The organism is Candidatus Poribacteria bacterium (assembly GCA_028820845.1).
Taxonomy (GTDB): Bacteria; Poribacteria; WGA-4E; order WGA-4E; family WGA-3G; genus WGA-3G.
In genome coordinates this window covers 42,968-64,719 of record JAPPII010000061.1, presented here as the reverse complement: position 1 = coordinate 64,719, position 21,752 = coordinate 42,968, and the positions used below count along the sequence as shown (strand labels likewise).

General features: G+C 46.3%; 23 protein-coding genes. 3 read left to right on the top strand and 20 right to left on the bottom strand.

Translation table 11 applies throughout. The annotated features are described in order from the left end of the window. Positions 1 to 2 precede the first annotated feature (2 nt). The 5 genes from OXN25_12370 to OXN25_12350 form a co-directional block, all read right to left on the bottom strand. Positions 3 to 305 (bottom strand): BrnA antitoxin family protein, encoded by a 303-nt coding sequence (locus tag OXN25_12370; protein ID MDE0425650.1) that lies wholly within the window; start codon positions 303 to 305, stop codon positions 3 to 5. After that, the gene (locus OXN25_12365) at positions 265 to 555 is read right to left on the bottom strand and encodes a BrnT family toxin (protein ID MDE0425649.1); all 291 of its coding nucleotides are present in this window, start codon (positions 553 to 555) and stop codon (positions 265 to 267) included. Before OXN25_12365 ends, OXN25_12370 begins: the two co-directional genes overlap by 41 nt. A 352-nt stretch (positions 556 to 907) precedes the next feature. Beyond that, positions 908 to 2,170, bottom strand: coding sequence for an adenosylhomocysteinase (gene ahcY / locus OXN25_12360; GenBank protein MDE0425648.1), 1,263 nt, complete (start codon positions 2,168 to 2,170; stop codon positions 908 to 910). A 41-nt stretch (positions 2,171 to 2,211) separates the two neighbouring features. Then, positions 2,212 to 3,336, bottom strand: a complete 1,125-nt coding sequence (metK, locus tag OXN25_12355; GenBank protein ID MDE0425647.1) for a methionine adenosyltransferase — start codon at positions 3,334 to 3,336, stop codon at positions 2,212 to 2,214. A gap of 238 nt (positions 3,337 to 3,574) precedes the next feature. After that, a complete protein-coding gene (locus OXN25_12350; protein ID MDE0425646.1) occupies positions 3,575 to 5,938 on the bottom strand; it encodes a 30S ribosomal protein S1 in 2,364 nt (787 codons plus the stop codon). 288 nt (positions 5,939 to 6,226) lie between these two features. Between OXN25_12350 and OXN25_12345 the strand changes: the two genes are divergently transcribed. Both OXN25_12345 and OXN25_12340 read left to right on the top strand, forming a co-directional pair. Beyond that, on the top strand, positions 6,227 to 6,571 hold the full coding sequence (locus OXN25_12345) for an STAS domain-containing protein (GenBank protein MDE0425645.1): 345 nt from the start codon (positions 6,227 to 6,229) through the stop codon (positions 6,569 to 6,571). A 19-nt stretch (positions 6,572 to 6,590) separates the two neighbouring features. After that, positions 6,591 to 7,046 carry an ATP-binding protein gene (locus OXN25_12340; protein MDE0425644.1) on the top strand — a complete coding sequence of 152 codons (456 nt, stop codon included), beginning with the start codon at positions 6,591 to 6,593 and terminating at the stop codon, positions 7,044 to 7,046. 2 nt (positions 7,047 to 7,048) lie between these two features. Here the strand turns inward: OXN25_12340 and OXN25_12335 are convergent, their stop codons facing one another. From OXN25_12335 to OXN25_12310, 6 genes are all read right to left on the bottom strand, one after another. After that, positions 7,049 to 8,233 (bottom strand): response regulator, encoded by a 1,185-nt coding sequence (locus tag OXN25_12335; protein ID MDE0425643.1) that lies wholly within the window; start codon positions 8,231 to 8,233, stop codon positions 7,049 to 7,051. Next, complete coding sequence (locus tag OXN25_12330) at positions 8,230 to 8,649, bottom strand: response regulator (GenBank protein MDE0425642.1); 420 nt, start codon at positions 8,647 to 8,649, stop codon at positions 8,230 to 8,232. Before OXN25_12330 ends, OXN25_12335 begins: the two co-directional genes overlap by 4 nt. Before the next feature lie 74 nt (positions 8,650 to 8,723). Further along, a complete protein-coding gene (locus OXN25_12325; GenBank protein ID MDE0425641.1) occupies positions 8,724 to 11,060 on the bottom strand; it encodes a PAS domain S-box protein in 2,337 nt (778 codons plus the stop codon). Positions 11,061 to 11,124: 64 nt separating this feature from the next. Then, positions 11,125 to 11,886 carry a universal stress protein gene (locus tag OXN25_12320; protein ID MDE0425640.1) on the bottom strand — a complete coding sequence of 254 codons (762 nt, stop codon included), beginning with the start codon at positions 11,884 to 11,886 and terminating at the stop codon, positions 11,125 to 11,127. 96 nt (positions 11,887 to 11,982) lie between these two features. Then, complete coding sequence (locus OXN25_12315) at positions 11,983 to 12,333, bottom strand: STAS domain-containing protein (protein ID MDE0425639.1); 351 nt, start codon at positions 12,331 to 12,333, stop codon at positions 11,983 to 11,985. Positions 12,334 to 12,394: 61 nt separating this feature from the next. Next, positions 12,395 to 12,742 (bottom strand): STAS domain-containing protein, encoded by a 348-nt coding sequence (locus OXN25_12310; GenBank protein ID MDE0425638.1) that lies wholly within the window; start codon positions 12,740 to 12,742, stop codon positions 12,395 to 12,397. Positions 12,743 to 12,982: 240 nt separating this feature from the next. Between OXN25_12310 and OXN25_12305 the strand changes: the two genes are divergently transcribed. Continuing rightward, on the top strand, positions 12,983 to 13,726 hold the full coding sequence (locus tag OXN25_12305; protein MDE0425637.1) for a JAB domain-containing protein: 744 nt from the start codon (positions 12,983 to 12,985) through the stop codon (positions 13,724 to 13,726). Positions 13,727 to 13,743: 17 nt separating this feature from the next. Here the strand turns inward: OXN25_12305 and rlmB are convergent, their stop codons facing one another. The 9 genes from rlmB to OXN25_12260 form a co-directional block, all read right to left on the bottom strand. Then, positions 13,744 to 14,478: a 23S rRNA (guanosine(2251)-2'-O)-methyltransferase RlmB gene (gene rlmB, locus OXN25_12300; GenBank protein MDE0425636.1), complete on the bottom strand. Its 735-nt coding sequence runs from the start codon at positions 14,476 to 14,478 to the stop codon at positions 13,744 to 13,746. 43 nt (positions 14,479 to 14,521) lie between these two features. Then, a complete protein-coding gene (locus OXN25_12295) occupies positions 14,522 to 14,761 on the bottom strand; it encodes a hypothetical protein (protein ID MDE0425635.1) in 240 nt (79 codons plus the stop codon). 32 nt (positions 14,762 to 14,793) lie between these two features. Continuing rightward, complete coding sequence (gene iolD, locus OXN25_12290) at positions 14,794 to 16,704, bottom strand: 3D-(3,5/4)-trihydroxycyclohexane-1,2-dione acylhydrolase (decyclizing) (GenBank protein MDE0425634.1); 1,911 nt, start codon at positions 16,702 to 16,704, stop codon at positions 14,794 to 14,796. A gap of 30 nt (positions 16,705 to 16,734) precedes the next feature. Continuing rightward, complete coding sequence (locus OXN25_12285) at positions 16,735 to 17,781, bottom strand: RNA-guided endonuclease TnpB family protein (protein MDE0425633.1); 1,047 nt, start codon at positions 17,779 to 17,781, stop codon at positions 16,735 to 16,737. A 21-nt stretch (positions 17,782 to 17,802) separates the two neighbouring features. Beyond that, positions 17,803 to 18,588 (bottom strand): IS3 family transposase, encoded by a 786-nt coding sequence (locus tag OXN25_12280; GenBank protein ID MDE0425632.1) that lies wholly within the window; start codon positions 18,586 to 18,588, stop codon positions 17,803 to 17,805. A 50-nt stretch (positions 18,589 to 18,638) separates the two neighbouring features. Further along, a complete protein-coding gene (locus OXN25_12275) occupies positions 18,639 to 18,926 on the bottom strand; it encodes a transposase (protein MDE0425631.1) in 288 nt (95 codons plus the stop codon). A 13-nt stretch (positions 18,927 to 18,939) separates the two neighbouring features. Further along, entirely contained in the window at positions 18,940 to 19,242 is a 303-nt protein-coding gene (locus OXN25_12270; GenBank protein MDE0425630.1) for a hypothetical protein, read from the bottom strand. A gap of 698 nt (positions 19,243 to 19,940) precedes the next feature. Then, positions 19,941 to 20,948 carry a 5-dehydro-2-deoxygluconokinase gene (iolC, locus tag OXN25_12265; protein MDE0425629.1) on the bottom strand — a complete coding sequence of 336 codons (1,008 nt, stop codon included), beginning with the start codon at positions 20,946 to 20,948 and terminating at the stop codon, positions 19,941 to 19,943. Positions 20,949 to 20,971: 23 nt separating this feature from the next. Then, positions 20,972 to 21,745 carry an aldolase/citrate lyase family protein gene (locus OXN25_12260; protein ID MDE0425628.1) on the bottom strand — a complete coding sequence of 258 codons (774 nt, stop codon included), beginning with the start codon at positions 21,743 to 21,745 and terminating at the stop codon, positions 20,972 to 20,974. Positions 21,746 to 21,752 lie beyond the last annotated feature (7 nt).

Genomic DNA, 21,752 nt, shown 5'->3' with positions numbered 1-21,752 from the left:
AACTAAGTGTCAGCGTTCCCCTCAACGTATGCCCGGAGGATCCTGTTAATCTGTGTTTCATAGTCCGGGGCATGTGCTTTGAACCACGCTAACAGGTCCTGATCAATAGTGATAATATTTTCTGGCATTGCCACAGTTGCATCTTTCCAGAAGACTGCATCCGTTTTGGGATCATTCTCATCAGACGCTGCAGCGGCATCAATCTCTGCATCCGTTAGAGCATCAAAGCGACTCCACTCTTTCTCATCCGACTTCGCGTCTATTTCAGAACGACTGTATTCGACGTATATATTCTGCTCTTTCATGAGTGTTTGCCTTCCTCGCTGAAATGATTCGGATACTCGAACTCCGTCGTGTATAGACGACGCGAAGAATTCGCCCTTCACTTCGCCCCAGGGCAAGCATCCGTTTTTCGCCATAGTCTCTACGGGTGTCTTCTTTTTCCAGACGTGGTCCATCAAAGATTTTTGCTGCTTTGGAAAAACTGACGTGGTGTTTTACAATGTTAATTTGGTTTTTTCTCGGATCCCAAGAAAATCGCCGTTGTACCGACATACACCCAAGTCCAGAAACAAATTTCTAATTTGTTTACAATGTTGAGGCACAAACTCTTTTTAAAATCAGAAAGGACCGGGTCTATTCCTATTCTCGCGCAACGCACGGATGACCCGTCGTAGGCGCCGAACGAAAATTACGCCAAGAACAATAACTATCGGATACTGCAAAAAACTCAGGACTTTTAACAATCCCACCGATAGTTCTATTCTCTGAGAGGATGCCATCCAAATGGGTAGCAATAACACTGCTGAGAGAAGGAGTATGGCTCCCTCCCAAATCTCAGATTTTTTCATAAGGTCCCCTCATAAACGGATAACCCCAAACGGGGCATGGAATAATTTGAAGAAAACTAAGTTCCCATTTCCCACGAGTTGAGGTACGCCTCCTGCTCTGGCGTGAGTGTATCAATCTCAACACCAAACGCCTGTAACTTCAATTCTGCCACAGTCTCATCAATAGACTTAGGGACATCGTACACGCGATTTTCAAAACTACCATGGTTCTTAGCAATGTACTCAATAGATAAGGCTTGATTCGCAAAACTCATGTCCATAACACTGGCTGGATGACCCTCTGCTGCAGCGAGATTCACCAACCTGCCTTCACCGACGAGGTAGAATTTCCTTCCATCGGCGAGTGTATACACATCTACATAGGGACGCGCACTTCCTTTATCAACGCTCAATTTCCCAAGCATCGGGATATCAATTTCAACATCAAAATGACCAGAATTCGCGATAATTGCGCCATCTTTCATCACTTCAAAATGTTCTTTGCGTAAGACATGGATATCCCCTGTAAGTGTCACAATCAAATCCGCTTCTTGAACTGCCTCCAGCATCGGCATGACCCGGAATCCATCCATTACCGCCTCCAATGCTCTCAATGGATTGACTTCGGTTACGATGACGTTCGCGCCTAAACCCCGCGCCCGACTGGCGACACCTCTACCGCACCATCCATAGCCCGCCACAACAACTGTCGCCCCAGCAATCAGGAGGTTCGTCGCCCTGATAATACCATCAAGGGTACTCTGTCCCGTACCGTATCGGTTATCAAAAAAATGTTTTGTGTCCGCATCGTTGACAGCAATAATGGGGTATCTTAGGACCCCTTCGGCTGCCATACTTCTGAGTCGTATGACTCCCGTGGTTGTCTCTTCTGTTCCAGCGACGACCTGCTCAATTAACGATGGATTAGTTTCTTCAGAGTGGAGTCTTGAGACAAGATCTGCACCATCGTCCATAGTGATTGCTGGCTGCGTATCAAGAGCAGCATCAATGTGTTTATAATACGTCTCTGTATCCACGCCGTCGATTGCGAAAACGCCGATCTTCTCATCAACAACAAGAGATGCAGCAACATCATCCTGAGTGCTAAGTGGATTTGATGCACAGACAACCGCTTCCGCGCCGCCTGCCTTCAGCGTCTTCATCAAGTTAGCTGTTTCAGTTGTAACGTGCAAGCATGCAGCTATTTTTAATCCTTCCAAGGGACGTTCATTTTTAAACCGTGCACGGATAGAACTCAGCACTGGCATGAACCGATTTGCCCAATCAATCCGTTGTTTTCCAGCCGCCGCGAGTTCTGTTGTTTTAATATCGTAGTTCATTACTGTCCTTTTTTTCACTAATATTTTTAATCTTTTTCAAACTATCGGAGTTTTTCGACGTAATCGGTTTCTTCCCAAGTAAAACCCGGTTCTTCGCGTCCGAAATGTCCGTATGCAGCAGTATTTCGATAGATAGGCTGACGCAATTTCAACCGTTCAATAATACCCAACGGGGTTAAATCGAAATGCGTGTTAACAAGTTTGGTAAGAGTTTCATCATCACCTGTGCCAAAAGTATCCACCATAACAGAGAGCGGATCTTTTCTCCCAATCGCATAAGCGATTTGAATTTCACAGCGCTCGGCGTGTCCAGCAGCAACAAGATTTTTAGCAACGTGTCGCGCTGCATAAGTCGCACTTCGATCTACTTTGGTCGGATCCTTTCCAGAGAGCGCACCCCCACCGTGCCGCCCCATGCCGCCATACGTATCGACAATAATTTTTCGACCAGTCAACCCGGCATCACCTTGCGGTCCCCCTGTTACAAAACGTCCAGTTGGATTGATATGGTATTTAATGTCCGCACTTCGGAGATTGTCAGGAATAATTTTTTTGATAACCTCTTCAATAATTGATTCTTGGAGATGGGTGTCCACAACATCAGGGTCGTGCTGTGAAGAAATCACAACTGCAGTAACAGCCTTAGGTTTGCTATCTGCGTATTCAACAGTTACTTGCGATTTTCCGTCGGGACGAATAAAGGGAAGGATGCCATCCTTACGAACTTTTGCCAAGCGTCGCGTTAATTGGTGAGCGAGCGTAATAGGCAATGGCATTAATTCGGGTGTTTCGGTGCATGCGTATCCAAACATCAAGCCCTGGTCACCCGCTCCACCTGGGTTCACACCCATTGCAATATCGGGAGACTGCTTATCAATGATGCTCAACACAGCACTGCGTTCAGCATCAAAACCGTATTCGATATCGGTGTACCCGATATCGGCAAGTACACGTCGGGCAATTTGCTTATCGTCGTAGTTTGCAGTTGTCGTAATTTCGCCAGTGATAACAGCCAGTCCGGTTGTAACCAAAGTCTCGCAGCCGACTCTACCCATTGGATCGGTTGCAAGTATAGCATCAAGCACCGCATCAGAGATCTGGTCTGCGATTTTGTCCGGGTGTCCTTCAGTGACAGATTCGGACGTAAACAGAAAATTTTTGCTCAATTCCGGGTCTCCCAGTCTATATACGTATCTCTACACCTTATCACAGTTCCTAAGCTTTTAGCATAAGAAACGGAAGGGTGGGTACGCGGCCCCACCCTATAAATAAAATGACAAAAACGTGCATGCACAAAGACCTTTCCTACTTCTAAATGTAGACATTTCTGTAGCAAGGTTTCGTTTGCACTTCCGTTTCTACGCCCAAAGCGTAATCTGATCCAAGGAGAAGATACAAAGGAAGTTAATTCTCGGAGTTCTCAGTGTCTGTAGAACTCTCAACGTTCTCAGGATTTTCAACGCTTTCGGAACTCTCAGCGTTCTCAGAACTCTCAAGATTTGATCTACCCATTTCCTCTTTAAGCAGCGTCCCTAATGTCGTGACAGTTTCCTCGTGTGCTGGCATTTGGCGTCGCGATGGCCGTTCCCGTCGTGAGCGAGACGGTTGCTCAGACCGCCTTTCACTTCCAGTTGATCGCTCCTCTTCAGGGGCTGATGCGCGCTCTTGCTCAGCAACGAGTGCTTTCAGGCTAAGCCCAATACGCCGTTCCTTTGGAAATAGGTTAATCACTTTTAAGTCCAACTCGTCTCCGACGGAAACAACCTCTTCCGGCTTTTCAATCCGCCGATCTGCCAGTTCAGAGATATGAATTAGGCCCTCTATGCCCTCCTCAAGTTTTGTGAACGCCCCGAAGCTGGTAAGATTGACGATTGTGCCTCGAACTGTAGAGCCGACTTTATATTTCTCTGGGACTTCCTCCCAAGGATCCGGCTGCGTCTGCTTGAGTCCCAACGAGACCCGGCGTTCAGCAGCATCAATTTGTAGCACAACCACCTCAATTTCACTACCTTCTTTAAGAGCCTCGTTTGCTGCACCACGTTTCGTCCACGAGAGATCCGAGGTATGAATTAAGCCGTCGATTCCTGGTTCAATTTCAACAAACACACCAAAATTTGTTAAATTCCGGACACGTCCGGTAATTTTGCTGCCTACGGGGGCACGCTCCTCTAAAAGCTCCCAAGGATTCTGTTGTAGCTGCTTGAGTCCAAGTGAGATGCGTTTATCTTCTCTTGAAATTTCAAGCACGACCGCTTCAATCTCATCGCCTTTGTTGACGATCCTCGATGGTGCTACGTTGCGGCGCGTCCATGCCATTTCAGAGACATGAATCAGACCCTCTACGCCCTCTTCAAGTTGCAAAAATGCCCCATAGTTGACAATATTCACAACCACCCCGCGAACCGTAGAGCCAATTGGGTACTTCTCCTCAATATTTTCCCATGGATCCTGCGTTTTTTGTTTCAAGCCCAACGAGATTTTCTCGTTTTCTGGATTGATACCGATGACCTGAACTTCAATCTCTTCACCAACTGAAACAACATCAGAAGGGTGATGGATGCGTCTCCAGGCCATATCCGTTTTATGGAGTAACCCGTCAACACCGCCTAAATCCACAAAGGCACCAAAAGCGGTAATATTCTTCACCACGCCCTTGATCAGTTGCCCCTCCTCAAGCGTGCTGAGAACTTCCGAACGCTTTTGTGCCAGTTCCGCCTCTAAGCACGCACGACGAGATAAAACGATGTTATGCCGCCGCTTGCTCAGACTAATAACTATCATGTCAAGCGTCTGACCGACATATTGTTCAAGGTTCTGAATAGGGCGTAATTCAACTTGTGAAGCCGGTAAAAATCCGCGTAGGGAGCCGATCGTCACCCGTAAACCACCCTTAATTCTTTCCGTGATACGACCTGCCACAGGTGCGCCAGTCTCATGGGCAGTTGCAATCTCATCCCAAATGAGGGTCTGGTCAGCTATTTTCTTTGAAAGAACGATTTGTCCTTCCGCATCCTCACGCCGAACAATATAGACATCGATTTCATCGCCAACCTGTACAGCGGGTAAATCATTTTCTCCAGTATCAAACTCCGCTGCCGGAATGTAGCCTTCCGACTTAAAGCCTATATCGATCATTACCTCATCGCGGGTAACATCCACAACGACACCTTTAACAATCTCACCATCGGTAAATGCCTTGATCGAATTGTCGTAAGCCTCTTCAAGCGATTCAGCACTCATCGGCTCCAAGGGTTCCTCGGAGACCGCTGCTTCCTCTTGGGAGGCACTGTCATCGGTAAGTTCAGCCGCTTGCTCACCATCAGCCTCACTGGCAGGAACCGTCACCGCTACCTCTTCAGTTTCAGTTCCATCTGTCTGATCAGTATCAGCCTCGCTAACAACCTCTTCCATCGTCTCCTCAGATGTGACTTCATCAGTAAGTTCAGCTGTTTGCTCACCATCAGCCTCACTAAGAGTCGTGTCCACTACTTCCTCAGGTCCGGTCTCATCTGCCTGTTCAGGCGAGGCTTCATCGGTAGATGCCGCCTGTTCAGAATCCGTATCCGCTGCAGTCGTTTCCACTTCACTGCTTAGGGCTTCCTCATGCACCTCAGCCTCTGCATCGGTTGTTGAAGCTGCCTGCACAGCTTCTGGAGTTTCTGTCTCGCTTGCTGCGTCCTGATTTACTTCAACCGAACTTTCAGTCGAGTGCTTCTCTTCTTCCACATCAACAGTAGATGTGTTTGTATTTGCCTGTTCGTTGTTCATTAAGATACCTGGTCCATTTAAAAACGCGCAACCGCGTTAATCCGCCAGTTCCTCCTTATATTCAAAGTGCTTTTGACACTTCCAAATCGGTTACGCAATAGTATACCATAAATGCATTAAGAAAGCAACAATTTTTTTAATCAGCCCAATTTCACCTTACCAAAAACATCCTCAATCCGACATCCAGAAGAAAAATTTTGTTTGACTTTTTTGCCCAATTAAGATAAAATTCAGGAAAAAATTGCTTTAGTAATTATGGCTAATTCCATTCTAAAAGAGGTAATTTCTATGGACTCAACCCAATTAATGAAACTCCGTGAGAGCTCCGGTATTAAAATCATTGAGATAAAAACAGACTTGAGCAGTTACGCAGCATCTGATTTACGGAAGGTACTCGAAGGCCTATTGGTGGAGAAAGTCGATAGAGTTGTTGTCAACCTCAGTGAGGTAAGTCATATCAACAGTACTGCCGTGGGTGCCCTTGTAGGTGTTGCCAAGCGCCTCCGTCAGAGCGGCGGGGACCTTAAAATTTGTGCGCTTGCTGACAACCTAACGCGCACCTTCAACCTCATCGGTGCTTCCAGTGTCCTTGAAATCTACGAATCAGAAAACAGTGCACTCGCTGCATTTTAAACCCATTAGATTTTAGCATATGGCGAAAGCAGATATTAAACTTAAGATTCCGAGTGCTGTCTTTTATATTGAACCCGTTCGGGCGTTCATTGGGAACCTTGCACAAAGCCTCGGGTTCCCCAGAAAACGCGTCGCAGACATTCAACTCGTGCTTGACGAAGTTTGTACCAACGCAGTACATCACGGCTCATCTAACACCGCAGTCGGCATCAAATTACGAATAGGAATTGATGCTCATGCCCTTGAAATTTTAGTGAGAGATACCGGATCGGGAGATGCCGAGGGAAAAAATTGGCTAACACATGAAAGGCTATCGGAAATCGAGGCGAACCGCTCGCCGAGCAGCGAAAGTGGACACGGCATCTTTATTGCAAAATCGCTCTCAGATACTCATGAAATGCAATCCAATGAAGCCGGGGGTACAGATGTTCGTGTTGTCTTCTACCTTTTAAAATCAAGCAATACCGGGCTTTAATCTCATCCTGCTGCTTCAATAGCAAGGAGTGTTAGATCATCGTCTTTTGGGCAGTTGGCTGTGAAGGTGTCAACCGCCTCCGAGACGCTAACAATAAGCTTTGCTGCAGGTTGAGCGGCACACTCGCTTACCAATTTTTGAAGACGCTCTATTGTAAATTCTACGCCTTGCGGACTTTTAGCTTCATAAACCCCATCGGTATAGAGAAAGATTTTGCTCAAGGGACCAAACGGATAGCGAACAATCTCATAAACCGATTCTCGCCAGATACCTAATCCATTTCCGGTGTTCTTATCTCCGATAGCGTAACAAGTCTGCTGATGTCCATCGTACAAAAGGGGAAAAGAATGCCCAGCATTTGCACAAACAAGTTCCTCTTTACCAAGATCAATGATGCCACAAAACGCCGTTGCAAACATAAACAACCGAGAACTAATCAAATCGTTGAACCGAGTATTTAGTATTTCAAGAAGGTAGCCCGGATTATCTTCAATCAGCTCTTGAAACTCCGCCAGAATCGTTTTAATAAAGACAGTTACAAAAGCCGCTGAAACACCATGCCCCATAACATCAGAGATAAAGACACCGAGTCGATTTGGGACGATCTCCCAGACATCAAAGAAGTCACCACCAACCGCCATTTCCGGACAGCACCGAGAAGCGATCCGAAATCCAGATAATTCTTGGACACCATTCTGAGGAATCAGAATCTCCTGAATACTCCGTGCCATTTGGAGCTCTTCTTCCAATCGGGCATTATGTTTCGCAAGTGTATCCTGATACTCCTTAATCCGCAAGAGAGAACGAACCCGCGCCAGGACCTCCAAGCTATCAAAAGGTTTTTCAATAAAATCATCTGCCCCCGCCTCAATAGATTTAATCCGATTTTCGCGTGTGTCGCGGAGCGCAGTTATCATCACAATTGGAATAAATTCAGTAGCCTTGTTGGCACGGATTCGCTTGACGACCTCAAAACCATCCATCTTAGGCATATTAATATCTAATAAAATGAGATCCGGAGCGTCTTTTTCAACAACATCAAGTGCCTCAACACCGTCCTCAGCTGTGTAGACAGTGTACCCTTGTGCATTGAGATGAATTTGCAGAATTCTCACATTCCTCGGCTCATCGTCAACGACAAGAATCTTTGAGACCTCTTGTGCTTCGGGTTTCGTTTCAGGATTCATCCCTCTGTCCTTTTAAGGTGAGTTTCTATGCGTTCCACCAGTACCTTGATGTCAATAGGTTTACTGAGATAATCATCGCAGCCAGCTTTGAGAATGCGTTCTTTATCACCAGACATCGCCGCAGCTGTTAACGCAATAATTGGTATATCTACCCAGGCAAGATTCGCTTTAATTCTCCGTGCTAATTCTTCACCGCTTTGTCCGGGTAACGCAATATCCATGAGGATGAGTTGAGGAATCGCATTTTCTAAACTGGCGATTGCTTCAACAGCATCAGTCGCTTCGATAACCGTATAGCCTTTTGACTGTAGTACAATCCGCACAACCTTACGATTCAACTCTTGATCTTCAATTACCAAGATCCGTTTGGGTGTTTCTGTCTGATCCTCTACCGGAGATGCGTTTAAGGTTTTCACGGGTCGCCCTCTGTTTAAGCCAGTCGTCTGAAATTAGCCTCAGTTGTGCAAAGTGAAGTTTCCATCATTCAACCCTATATTGCTTCATCAAACACATTACTGGCTTCAATTTTTAAGTGTTGCAGTGGAATTCTCAGGGTGAAACTACTTCCTTTACCTTCCTGACTTCTAACACTAATTCCACCGCCATGCAAGGCGATAAGCCTTTGTGTCAATGCTAAACCGAGCCCTGTTCCTCCGTAGCGTCGGGATTTTGATGTATCAATTTGCGTAAATGGCGCGAAGAGTTTAGCTTGATCGGCTTCGGAGATACCTATCCCTGTATCCATAACTTGAGCACACAACTCTGTTTCATTGACCTCCAACTGCGTTGTAACTTTTCCACCCTCTGGTGTAAATTTTACCGCATTGGAGAGCAAATTGTAGAAGATTTGCTTAAATTTAATCCGATCGGCTTCAATTAGGCCCTCCTGATTATAGGTCAAGGTGAGGTCCAAATCTTTTTTCACAGCAAGCGCGGTGATAATTGCATTTACCTCTTCCACTGCTTCAACAATAGAGAATTCCTCGAGATGCAACACCATCTTTCCAGCTTCGATTTTTGACAAATCAAGGATGTCGTTGATCATCTCCAGTAAATGTTGACCGCTAATATGAATATCGTTGATGCACTCTTTCTGTTCAGGGTTGATACTCCCAACGAGTTCATCTCTGAGAATTTCAGCAAAGCCGATGATAGCATTTAACGGCGTTCGCAATTCATGACTCATATTCGCGAGAAAATCACTTTTTGCGCGACTTGCATATTCAGCAGTCTCCTTCGCCTGTTGCATCGCTTTTTGGGTTTTTATCCGCTCGGTAACATTAAGTGCCATACTAATGCCTAAGCGTCTGTTGTCCGGAAGTTCCCCAAGCAACGACGAACTAAATTCCCATATCTGCTTTTCACCCGACTTGGTAAAAATTTCGTACTCTCCCTCCGCCACCCGTTCTGTGGAACGATACAACTGTGAGAGATGCCCTTTGATTGCCTCAGCTTCTTTGTTACTCGTTTGCTCAAGCCATTTTGCAACCGTTGGAATATCCGCGTGGGTATATCCAGTTAATTCCGTCCATGCTCGGCTAATCTGTAGAACTTCACCATCCTCAGAGTGGATCATAATTGGCAGCGGCGCATTCAACACAGCACGCCGAAAGCGCTCCTCACTACGCTGCAATTCAATCTCCGCTTGCTTCCGATCAGTTATATCCGTCGAAGTCATTACGAACCCTACGAGTCGTCCCTCTGGCTTGATGGGTCCCAGACACGAAGCGTACCAGTATCCACTCATCTGTCCTCGGACCTCATAGGTGGCAACCTCGCCAGTTTCGATTACCTGTGCACAAGCCTCCCTAAGCCGTTCATGATGCTCCTCCGCAAGGAAATCAAAAACACTTTTTCCGATAACATCTTGTGGTCCTAATCCGAGATTAGCCGGAAGTCTATTGACAAATGTCAGACGACAATCCAAGTCCATAGTCGAGATAATATCCGGAGCACTTTCAACCAGAGACCGCCACTTCGCCTCAGAGTCTTGAACTGCTTGTTGGGCGCGATAGTATTCGGTTATATCTCGTGAGATACCACACGTTCCTTTAATACGCCCCTCTCTATCGCGAATCGGGACTTTCGTCGTTGACACCCACGTGTCTTGCTCATTGGGCCACGTCTCTTTTTCCTGTTTAGCCTCAATGGGTGTCCCAGATTTGATAACAGTCTGCTCATCTTGATAGGCTTGCTGAGCATGTTCACGCGTAAAGAAATCAAAATCTGTTTTTAGTACTGCCTCCGCCGGATTTTTCAAACCAAATCGGTCAGCCAAAGAGCGGTTAATTCGGACAAATCGGCTTTCTGTATCCTTAAAATAGATGTGATCAGGCGTGTTTGCCATCAGGGTATGCAAGAATTCGCTTTCTTCGGTATGTTTCACTGCCAGCTGCTGGAAACGGGTTTCGTTTTCTCTCAACTTCGCTTCCAACTGCTTCTGCATCGTGATATCATTGACGACGATATAGCAGCGATCCTCTTCAGGCGGCTTCGTTGCGTGCCACCTCAACCACTTATAGGATGCGTCCTGGCACTGAAAGCGATTTTCAAAGGTAACGCGCTCATGTTCCCCTGTCTTTACGCCTTCAATTTTAGTGAGGGTTTCCTGTCTATCAGCCGGATGTATCAACAGATCCCACTGCCGATTTTGTATTTCTGGGGGGGTAAATCCGAGGGTGTCTTGCCATGCTGAGTTAAGCGCGACGAAACTACCGTCACAACGGATATACCCAAACATGTCCGAAGAGATGTGAAAAAAAGAATTAAGTTCAACGGTGTCTTCTGTTACGTTGCGCTTGCGAGTTGCGTTCTTAAGCTGCTTCATATTTCCGCTCCAGAAGGTACGAGGTAGAAACGCCTCGCGCCACACCATTGTGATGGTAGGAAGGTTACTTCGTCACCAAAACCGCGCGATTTGCCAGTTTGACAACAGTTTGCGTTGTACTTTGAAAAACCAGTTCATACAACCTACCGTGATGACTCGCACTTAGGGCGATTAAATCACAATCGTTTGCCTCCGCATTTTCCAAAATATTCGATACTGTAAAGCCGCGGGCAGTAAGGAAATTCGCTTCAACGTCATAGTAGTGCAAGTATGCTTCCATCTGCTGTTTAATTTCTGTCGCCTGAGGTTGCGTACTCGAAAGCGCGAGCCCAAGGATACCGGCTTTTGTCAACTCACCGATCTCGGCAACCCAACTCAACACATGATCGGAGTAAACGTCCCCGTGATGGACAGCAAGAATCTTTCGCAAAAGCGTACACTGTTCATGCACTACGATGATAGGTCTCGTAACATGCAACAGAACATCGTCAATCTGATTCTGAATCAGTTTCCGCCGACGCTCGCTTACATCTTCAGGAAGCCCTACAACAACGAGATCAGCGGAGCGCGCCTTTTCGCAAATCATCTGGCGAGGGTTACCAGCAATCGCTTCAACATGATAATCCAAAAAGTCGTAAAGTGAGCATTCCGCTTCTGTTCTATGGAGAATAGCCTCAGCCATCTCAGCACTTCCACCGTGATTGCTGTCTTGAAAGAAAACACACGATAGATGTGTACCCAAAAGCACCGCTAATTGTCCAGCGTACTCAAAGGCATTCTTTTCATAATCCGTATCGCCGATCGCGACGAGGATATTTTTAATCATGAGATATCCCTATATAGATAGTAAGACTTAGTATGTTGCTTGTTGGTTTTTCAAGGCACCCGCGTTGCAATAAAACCTAAATTCACCAGAACCGGTTTACGGGTGCCGCAGCAAAGCAGCAACAGCATCGTCTTCACTTTCAAAATTCCTAAAGACGGTGATCAATCGCGCCATAACGATGAGGTTTTTGACATGCTTATTCACATTAATCACCGCAATTTGCCCCCCTCGAGGGTGAATATCGGAATAAACTTTCATTAATGCGCCAAGACCAGAACTATCCATTCCCGTCACATCTTTAAAGTCAAACACAAGTCTGGGCGGAGTAGCAAGGTCTGCCAATGTCTCTGCCACAGTCTCCGAGACCTCCTTGATACCCGGGGAGATTATCCTACCCATCAACCTAAAAATCACTACCCCTTCTTTCTCCGATACGGTGATTGACATAACACACTCCTAATACACCAATCTATCTGAGTTTTGGATGCAAACCCTCTAATAGCACCGCTTAACTTTCACTTGATAACTCAGCAATCGCCTCGCTCTCGTTATCAAAATGCTCAAAGATACTAACGAGCCGGCTGCGAACAATCAAATTTTTGATGTTCCTTCCGACATTAATGACGCCAATCCGACCATTCTTACGCGTCGCAGTGACATGTGCGCCCATAAGGGTCCCGAGACCGGAACTGTCCATCATATTAACGCGCTCAAAATTAATGAGAATGCGCGGTTCGTCAGAGGCATCTATTTGCGAAACGATCGCCTCTCGTAATTCAGAAACTGCTGCTCCCATTATCTTCCCACTCGGTTCTAAAACTGCAACACCATCTTGCTGACGAATCGTAGTTGCCATGATTTTCTCCTTATTTATGCTCTTGAAACTGAAAACACCAACTTACTTTTTAATTTTACATTTTTTTTCTTTATTTGTCAACACTCAATTTAAGTGTTTAACTATTTTAACCAAGCTTTATTAGAAAAGGTTTACCTACCCAAAATTTAGTTTATCGAAAGCCCATCTGATTTTGTTTGTTTTTATCTCAAAAATCGGATATAATGTCAGCAAATTTTCTACGCTACAGAAAGGAAAGTAATGTACACTCTGAACCCACGAATCAAGGACCTGCCTAAAGATGAACGTCCACGTGAGAGGCTGCGTAAATACGGACCCGAAAATCTAAGAGACTCAGACCTTTTGGCGATTATCCTTAAGGACGGCTTTAAAGGCACAACGGCTGTCCAACTCGGTGAGCAAATCCTCATGACATTTGAAGGCGACTTGAAGCGGATGGCAGACAACAACTCCAAGCAATTTGAGAAAATCAAAGGAATTGGCGAGGCAAAGGCAGCACAGATTGTCGCGGCTTTTGAACTCGGAAAACGATTGGCACGCTTTCACGCCGATCGCGACAAGATTACATCCCCAAGCGATGTTGCAGACTTGATGATGTCGAAAATGCGCTATCTAAAAAAAGAAATTGTTTGTGTATTGTGCCTGGATACTAAAGGTGGTGTAACAACCAAAGGTGTGGCTGGAGACCTCGGCACTGAGGCATCATGGGGGAAAAAGTTGTCCGAAGGGACAGTTTTTGAAGGTACGCTAAACGCCAGTGTTTTTCACCCGCGCGAAATTTTTCGATTCGCAATTGAGGAATCCGCAAATTCAATTGTCCTCGTTCACAATCATCCATCTGGTGATCCACAGCCGAGTCAAGAAGACATTCGCGCGACAAAACAACTGATTGAGGCGGGAGATCACATCGGGATTAAAGTATTGGATCATGTCATTATCGGAGACGGCATCTTTGTCAGCCTAAAGGAAGAGGGTTTTATTTAACGAGCTTAATGACATTCTCAGGTACGTTGCCGAAGCACTTCGTATAATAGGATACCCGCTGCAACGGAAACATTTAGGGAGTCAATTCGTCCTAACATCGGTAAGTGTACGAGATAATCACATTTCTGTTTCACGAGTCTCCGAATACCCCCACCTTCACTTCCTAAAACGAGACACAGCGGAACCTTGAAATCCGCATCCGTATATGCACAGGACGCATCTCCAACAGAACCGACGACCCATATACCTGCTTTCTTCAGAAGATCTATAGTTCGCGCAATATTCGTTACCCTGGCGATAGGTACGTGCTCAGACGCACCCGCCGACGCTTTGTGTACAGCCGGCGTGATACCAACAGCGCGATTCTTTGGAATGAGGACAGCATCGGCGTTAGCAGCATCCGCAGTCCGGAGAATCGCACCAAGGTTCCTCGGATCCTGAACACCATCCAACATTACCAACAATGAATCCGTCTTATTGTTTTGTATCTTTGCGAGTATTGTTGGCAGGTCACTATAATGCGTTAGATTAACAAGTGCGATAACACCTTGATGCGGAACAGAGGGTTCGATGCTATCCAATTCACGTCGCGCGCAGCGTTTTACCGGGATACCCGCCTGTTGTGCCTTCGCGATGATGTGACGGACCCGCGAGTGGCTGCTCCCCTCAGCAACCCAAATTTTTTCGATATAACGCGCACGATGCTGTAGATATTCGATAACTGGATTTCTACCAACAATGTATTCGGACATCCTGAAATACAGACAGATAGGATTACGTGTCTCGACAGATTAATTAATCGCCGCGAGTAAACTTAATATCCGGTCCGCGCGGTGTAATCTTGATATCTGGATCTGCTTCTTGACAGTGGACACAAGTAATCTCACCGACGTTCACATTTTCCATACGCGGTGCAAGTTTTCCCAACTTAAATACGAACCCTAAAACTTCGCCCGCTGGAATTTTCTCATCACACGAACCACACTGGACAGCCTCTCCAGACTTAACGTTCTCTAAAAGTTCTGATGCTTTCACAATCTTCCTTCCATTGAAAGTTATGCTGATGCTTATAGGAAATAACGCTCTTTCCGTTTATCAGACTCGTATTCTTTATACGCCTCTTGCGCCGTGTCAACTTCGGAAACCTCTGCGATAGGCACATCCCACCAGGATTCATAGCGCGGGACCCCTTCGTAGTAGTCCACATCAATCTTTACAACGGTTGTCTGCTCCGCTTCGCGTGCCTCAGCCAGTGCAGCCTTCAGGCTTTGTAAGGTCGTCGCTTCAATCACCTTGGCACCGAGGCTGCCAGCATTCGCTGCAAGATCCACCGGTAAAAAGTCACCCGCAAGTTGACCGTTCTCTTCGTCGCGGTAACGGAAACGGGTAGCAAAACCTTGCGCGCCCGTTGCGCGAGACAGTCCTCCGATGCTGCTATGCCCCTCATTGTTCACAAGAACAATAATTAGTTTATAGCCTTCTTGGATTGATGTAATAATTTCCTGTGCTAACATCAAATATGAACCGTCCCCTACCATGACATACACATCGCGACTTGGATCCGCCATCTTGATGCCTAACCCACCGGCGATTTCATATCCCATACATGAGTAGCCATATTCCAAATGATACTGTTTCGGATTACGTGTCCGCCACAATTTGTGTAAGTCGCCAGGCAGGCTCCCTGCCGCACAAACCATGACATCTTCAGGACGCGAAAATTCGTTAACCACGCCAATCACTTCACTTTGACTCGGTAAGGGTCCGTGTCCGAGATGATAAAGCCGATCAACCTCGACTTCCCACTCATCACGATACTTCTCAATTTGTGCGGCGTAGGCTGCATCAACACGATAGTCTCCAACAGCGGTAGCAAGTTCCTCAAGTGTGACACGAGCATCGGCGACAAGCGGTAAAGCAGCGTGTTTATAGGCATCAAATTCAGCAACATTAATATTGATGAAACGGACATCCGGATTTTGGAAAGCCGTTTTGGAAGCCGTTGTGAAATCACTCAAACGGGTGCCAATCGCTATTACCAAGTCCGCTTCGCGCGCTGTGATATTTGCCCCCGGTGTGCCCGTCGCGCCAATTGCGCCGAGATTCTGTGGATGATTATAGGACAGTGAACCTTTTCCAGCGAAGGTTTCACCGACCGGGATACCGGTCTTTTCCACAAATTGGGCGAGTTGTTCCGTGGCTTCACTGTAGATAACACCCCCACCGGCAATAATCAATGGGCGTTTGCTCTCACGAATCCAGGCCGCTGCCCGATTGAACAACCCCGCATCCGCACGCGGACGAGGTATAGTGTAAACGCGTTTCTCAAAGAGTTGTGAAGGATAGTCATACGCCTCGGCTTGAACGTCTTGCGGAAGTGCCAAAGTTACAGTGCCCGTATCTGCCTGCGATGTCAAGACACGCATCACTTCCGGCAACGCTGTGATTATCTGCTCTGGACGATTAATCCGATCCCAGTAACGCGAAATCGGCTTAAAGCAATCGTTCACCGAATAATCTTGAGAACTCGACGACTCCAATTGCTGTAAAACTGGCGCAACTAAACGGGTGGAAAAGATGTCGCCCGGTAACAAGAGAACAGGCAACCGGTTAATAGTGGCACCCGCAGCACCCGTAAGCATGTTCGTCGCCCCTGGACCAATAGAAGATGTACAAGCAAATATCCGAAGACGGTTGTTCATCTTAGCAAACGCAGCGGCGGTATGCACCATAGATTGCTCATTTCGGGTCTGATAGAACCGAAATGAGTCAGAATACTGATGCAAGGCTTGTCCGATACCAGCAACATTTCCGTGACCAAAGATACCGAACATACCCGCGAAAAACTGCGTTTCGTTCCCATCTCGCTCAACATATTGTTGCTGAAGAAATTGAACGATGGCTTGTCCCATCGTAAGTTTGCGTGTTCTGACAACTTCTACACCTAAAGGCGTAGGGTTCTTTGATTCCTGTTTCATTATCCGATGCCTCCCTTGTGGAGGTCTTACTCAAACTCCACAAGCGTTTAGACTCTCCGTCTGCCCAACGGCGAGGTATTTTAGATTGATGGCGGCGTTTATATCACGATCCTGTGTATATCCACAGAAAACACAATGGTATTCTCTATTCGCCAGCGTTAAATCTTCCTTATTGTGTCCACAGCAACTACACGTCCGACTTGACGCAAAAAACTGTGGGGCTTGGATTATAGGTATACCAATCACTTCTGCTTTAGACTTGAGCTTAGACAGAAAGCCACCTAACGCACTATCTGACAACGCCTTTGCAAGCCTTTTATTTTTCAGCATGTTGGTAATCTTTAGCGTTTCAATACCAATAGCACTTGCATTGTTAACTATCTCTGTAGACGCTTTATGCTGGGCATCTTCGCGTATACACGCAATCCGATAGTGGATACGCTCGACTCTACGTTTCTGCTTATACCAGTTCTGAGATAGAAACACTTTCTTGCTGAGTTTACGCTGTTCTCGCTTGAGTTTACGCTCATAGCGTTTCAGCGGTCTTGGATTTAAATACTTTGTGCCATTATCAAGAGTTGCTAACGTGTTAATGCCTACATCTACACCGACAACAGGGAGTCCACGTGTATCTCGTGGAGCATGTGGTGTTCCTGTGTCCAACGTTATTGAGGCAAACCACCTATGTGCCATCCTTGAGATTGTTATCTTAACAATTTCTCCCTCAAACCGCAGCCCCTCAAACATGCCAACCCACCCAATTTTCGGCAACTTTATGCGATTACCTTCAACAGTGACTGAGTTCGGGTCAGTGCTATAAGACTGACGATGACTACGTTTCTTATGTTTCGGAAACCTATTTTGACCCTTTCGCCAACGAGATATAGCATTGCCAAGATTTTTTATACCAAACAACGCAGCACGTTGATCCATATTACTTGTCCACCCTATACCTCGTTTGGCGACATTAAAACGCTTGGCAAGGATTTGCCAATGACTTGGGTTTTTTTTAAAATCTGACAACGCATAGTTATAGGCAAATCGTGCATAACCACACTGTGAAGTGCCACCTTTAATTTAGACCGAAATTTCGCAAAGTTAAGAGAAGGTTTGTCTCTGAAATTCGGCAGGAGTCAGATACCCTAACGCCGAATGGAGACGTTTATGGTTATATACCTGTGTGAGAAAATGACCGATGCTTTGTCGAGCCTCGGTAATATCTTGGTAATCGTTGAGGTGGACTTCTTCTTCCTTGAGCGTGCGGATGAGCCTTTCGGCGTATCCGTTCTCCCAAGGACGCCCTCTGCGAGCTATTGAAATCTCAATAGCGTGTGCTTTGAGCAGCGAGAGATACGCCTTTGAAAGATATTGCACCCCTTGAGCGGAATGATGAATCTCCGGGACGCTTTGGTGTAATGCTTGCTCCAAGGGTTTCAATGTCAGAGTTTGGCTCAAGTGTTGACCGAGGTTCCACCCTCGAATCATACGTGTGAAGACATCCATGAGCACAGCGACATAGATGAAGCGGCTGTTGAGGCGGACGTAGGTGCTATCACCGACCCAGACCTGATCCCGATGAGAGACTTCAAGGGGTTCAAGCAGGTTGCTCCACGGTTTATCGCCTTGAAGCGATCTGGTGGTTCGACACGCACGCTTGACCGAGACCAAGAGATTCATCTCTTTCATCAACCGAGCAACGCGCTTATACCCAACGGGGGTCCCTTCAGCCACCAGCATCTTCGTGATACGTCTATACCCATATGTTGGATACGCCGCTGCCAATCGCAGTATTTCAGCGCGTAGGACGTCTTCAGAGGGGTCGCTTTTGGGTTGATAATAGAAGGTGCTCTTGTTGAAACCCAGCACCTCACAAATCTCTCGCATGGCATACTCCTTGCGCAACGTCTCAACGAGACAGCGCTGTTGAGATGGACTCAATCCAAGAGCGTCAATGCTTTTTTTTGGATTTCCATCGCCAGGGTCAACCGCCCAACAAGTTGTTCAAGTTGAGCGATCCGCTCCGCTGACTCGCTGGAGTGCTTCTCGGTTTCCGACTCAAAAAAGGTTTCAGCATGTTCAAGATATTGTCGTTTCCATGTGGAGACTTGATTTTCGCTGAGGTTATGTCGTCTACAGAGTTCTGCTTGGGAACTGTCGCCCGTAAGTGCTTCACGCACAACTGCTGCTTTAAACTTAGCAGTGAATCTTCTGCGTTTGGCCATCGGAATGCTCCTTTCAAAGTAGATCGTCATTGTAGCACAATCTTATATTAGGGAGTGGTCTAAATTTACGGTGGCAGTACAGGTCTTTGATAGCAGCTTTTGCTTCAATAACCCAGTATTCTCGCTCACTCAACTCTACAATATACTCTGGACATAGCAAACCGAGGGCTATTTTTAATTGCTCGTTATATCTAAGCTCATTTTGAGCATAAACTTGACCTCCATTTTTAGGAGACCGAGTATCCCAACCGAGTTCTTTGAGTTTATCAAGTATAAAACCATACAATCTAACTTCGCTATCTTTAGCCTTTTTCATTTCATATGCACTCCTTCAAAAACTTCCAAAAGAGGTCAGTATCATGATAGTTATAGTTGTAGCATTGTTCCGCCACGTAGAGGGGTGTATAGCCTGTCTGATAGTGATGATATAGCACATACCATGCCCGTTTTAACAATGACAAAAAACCTTCAATAGTATTGGTATGTGTTTCACCATTAACATACTACTCTCGGTGATTGATTACAGCATATTTCATTTTTTTACTAATCAATCCATACGCTCAGAACTTATCAGTTATTAACGTAGAATCCTTGAGATTCGTAACAGAACCGATAAACTTCAGAATACTTGGCCCAGTGAGTTTCGGCCAAGTAGAGCAACGACTTTACCGCCGCGTTGGATTGTTCCAATGATGGTATCTTTCTCTGTTCGGCGACCGCGCTTAGCAGGTTCGTGATCTACTCTTTTGTTAGGCTTGCAAGATTTGCCACCGAATATAAGCTTTGTCTCCTTCTATAGTCCCTTGTAGCAAAGTACCACCCTTTTTCGCTATTTCAGTCCTGATACGCGTCATCATATATAGATCCACCTTTTGATTCAGATCTAAATAGTGTGCCGATTGATGACTGGATAGGCTTTTCTTGTCCCCAAACTACTTATGGTATTATGAAGTAATATAGTGTGTAGAAACTAACGTGCAGAGCACAGTTGCACAAAGTTGGAAACCGTATTTATTACCATCCGCCATGTTCCGCGACAAACTCGTTGACCTCAGGCATCGTTGGCATAAAGTTGGCACAACCGTGCCGTGTTACGACAATCGCACCCGTAGCATTGCCAAGACGTGCTGATTTTTCCCAACTCCAATCGCTGAGGTTCCCATAGACAAAACCACTGGCAAAGGCATCTCCAGCACCAAGGGTGTTGTAAACTTCGACAGGAAACGGTGCTGCGTGAACGACCTCACCGCTTGCCAAATGGACATCTGCTCCCTCAATGCCGCGCTTCACGATCAGAGCATTTGGACCTGCCCCTAAGAGCGTCTCAATAGCCACCGCCATATCCCCTTGAATCGTAGGATTTGAAATTTGGGAGTGCTCAATTGTGAGCTGAGAAACATTCCTAAGCGTAGCTGCTTTGATTTCTTCCTCTGTCCCGATAGCGATGTCAATATAGCGCAAGGCAGACCGAATAACAATCCCAAACGCTCTTGGGTCGTGCCATTGATCTGCCCGAAAATCGAGGTCCAAAAAGACCTTCTTTCCCAATGCTTTTGCTTGCTCTGCGGCATAGATTGTTGCACTACGGCTCGGTTCTTTGCTCAAGCCAGTTCCTGATATTAGCACAGCTCGACTCTCGGCAACCGGTGCAGCAAGAACGTCATCAATTGTCAGTTCAATATCCGCACAATTATCACGATAATAAATTAATGGGAACCGATCCGGTGGTTCAATACCGAGAACAACAGCACTCGTCCGATGTTCGGGTTTGCAGGGGATAAATCGTGTCTCAACACCCTCATTATTCAAAAACTTGAGAAGAAATTCTCCAACCGGATCCTCACCGACAGCCGTAAGCAACGCAGCCCGAAGCCCAAGTCTCTGTACACCAACGCTGATGTTGGTAGGACACCCACCAACGAAGGCACCAAAACTTTTAATGTCGGTGAAGGGAGCTCCGATGTCATTTGCGTAGAGATCTATAGAACTCCGCCCGATTGTAAGAATATCGTAAGTTTCCATTTTTTTCGCGACAAGATTCGCGTTTAAGAACCCACCGCATTTCTAAATTTCTGACTTTCCTCGGCAAATTTACAGGTTAACAAAAAAGCATCATTCCCACACGCTATCAATTGCACACCATGCCTTAACCACTGTTCGCCACTTTCAAAATCGTTGACATAACAACCCAAGGGAACATTGTATCGCTGTGTAAGCGCGATGACTTTTTTTATTGCATCCAGAAGCAACGGATGTTCAAGTTCACCGGAAATCCCCATAGAGGTGGATAAGTCATAAGGTCCAATAAAGATAACATCTAGCCCACCAGTGGCGAGAATGTCCTCCAAGTTTTCAACAGCTTTGACGGTCTCAATTTGTCCTATGCTAAGGATCTCTTCGTTTGCCCGACGCACATACGCTTGGGTATCAAGTTTTGTGAAGTCACCATAGTCGGTATGTCCGATACCGAATGCGACCCCTCGGTCCCCTTCAGGTGCGTACTTCGTCCAGTTTCGGATTTTTTCGAGATCTTCACCGGATTCGACCCGTGGAATCATGACCCCTGTTGCGCCTGCGTCAAGGATGCGAGAAACAAAATGGCGTTCAAGAACCGGAACACGCACAATACACGGCAAATTCGCGCCGCGTGCGTCCCGAATTATACGTCCCATTGTTTCTATAGAAAACGAGCTATGTTCCAGATCAGCAATAATAAAATCTGCCCCAGCACTTGCCAAAAGCGTCGCAATTGCGGAGCCTCCAAATTCAAGGACAAACGTCCCTATAAGAACCTCTCCGCGCTTTAAAGATGCTTTCACGTCGTGC

Bases quoted from the DNA above. Each gene is read 5' to 3' on its own strand.
- OXN25_12340 (MDE0425644.1), top strand. From the start codon at position 6,591: ATGGCGAAAGCAGATATTAAACTTAAGATTCCGAGTGCTGTCTTTTAT.
- OXN25_12335 (MDE0425643.1), bottom strand. From the start codon at position 8,233: ATGAATCCTGAAACGAAACCCGAAGCACAAGAGGTCTCAAAGATTCTT.
- OXN25_12270 (MDE0425630.1), bottom strand. From the start codon at position 19,242: ATGAAAAAGGCTAAAGATAGCGAAGTTAGATTGTATGGTTTTATACTT.
- iolD (MDE0425634.1), bottom strand. From the start codon at position 16,704: ATGAAACAGGAATCAAAGAACCCTACGCCTTTAGGTGTAGAAGTTGTC.
- ahcY (MDE0425648.1), bottom strand. From the start codon at position 2,170: ATGAACTACGATATTAAAACAACAGAACTCGCGGCGGCTGGAAAACAA.
- OXN25_12370 (MDE0425650.1), bottom strand. From the start codon at position 305: ATGAAAGAGCAGAATATATACGTCGAATACAGTCGTTCTGAAATAGAC.
- OXN25_12320 (MDE0425640.1), bottom strand. From the start codon at position 11,886: ATGATTAAAAATATCCTCGTCGCGATCGGCGATACGGATTATGAAAAG.
- OXN25_12350 (MDE0425646.1), bottom strand. From the start codon at position 5,938: ATGAACAACGAACAGGCAAATACAAACACATCTACTGTTGATGTGGAA.
- rlmB (MDE0425636.1), bottom strand. From the start codon at position 14,478: ATGTCCGAATACATTGTTGGTAGAAATCCAGTTATCGAATATCTACAG.
- OXN25_12275 (MDE0425631.1), bottom strand. From the start codon at position 18,926: ATGGCCAAACGCAGAAGATTCACTGCTAAGTTTAAAGCAGCAGTTGTG.
- OXN25_12305 (MDE0425637.1), top strand. From the start codon at position 12,983: ATGTACACTCTGAACCCACGAATCAAGGACCTGCCTAAAGATGAACGT.
- OXN25_12310 (MDE0425638.1), bottom strand. From the start codon at position 12,742: ATGGCAACTACGATTCGTCAGCAAGATGGTGTTGCAGTTTTAGAACCG.
- iolC (MDE0425629.1), bottom strand. From the start codon at position 20,948: ATGGAAACTTACGATATTCTTACAATCGGGCGGAGTTCTATAGATCTC.
- OXN25_12365 (MDE0425649.1), bottom strand. From the start codon at position 555: ATGTCGGTACAACGGCGATTTTCTTGGGATCCGAGAAAAAACCAAATT.
- OXN25_12345 (MDE0425645.1), top strand. From the start codon at position 6,227: ATGGACTCAACCCAATTAATGAAACTCCGTGAGAGCTCCGGTATTAAA.
- OXN25_12315 (MDE0425639.1), bottom strand. From the start codon at position 12,333: ATGTCAATCACCGTATCGGAGAAAGAAGGGGTAGTGATTTTTAGGTTG.
- OXN25_12325 (MDE0425641.1), bottom strand. From the start codon at position 11,060: ATGAAGCAGCTTAAGAACGCAACTCGCAAGCGCAACGTAACAGAAGAC.
- OXN25_12280 (MDE0425632.1), bottom strand. From the start codon at position 18,588: ATGCGAGAGATTTGTGAGGTGCTGGGTTTCAACAAGAGCACCTTCTAT.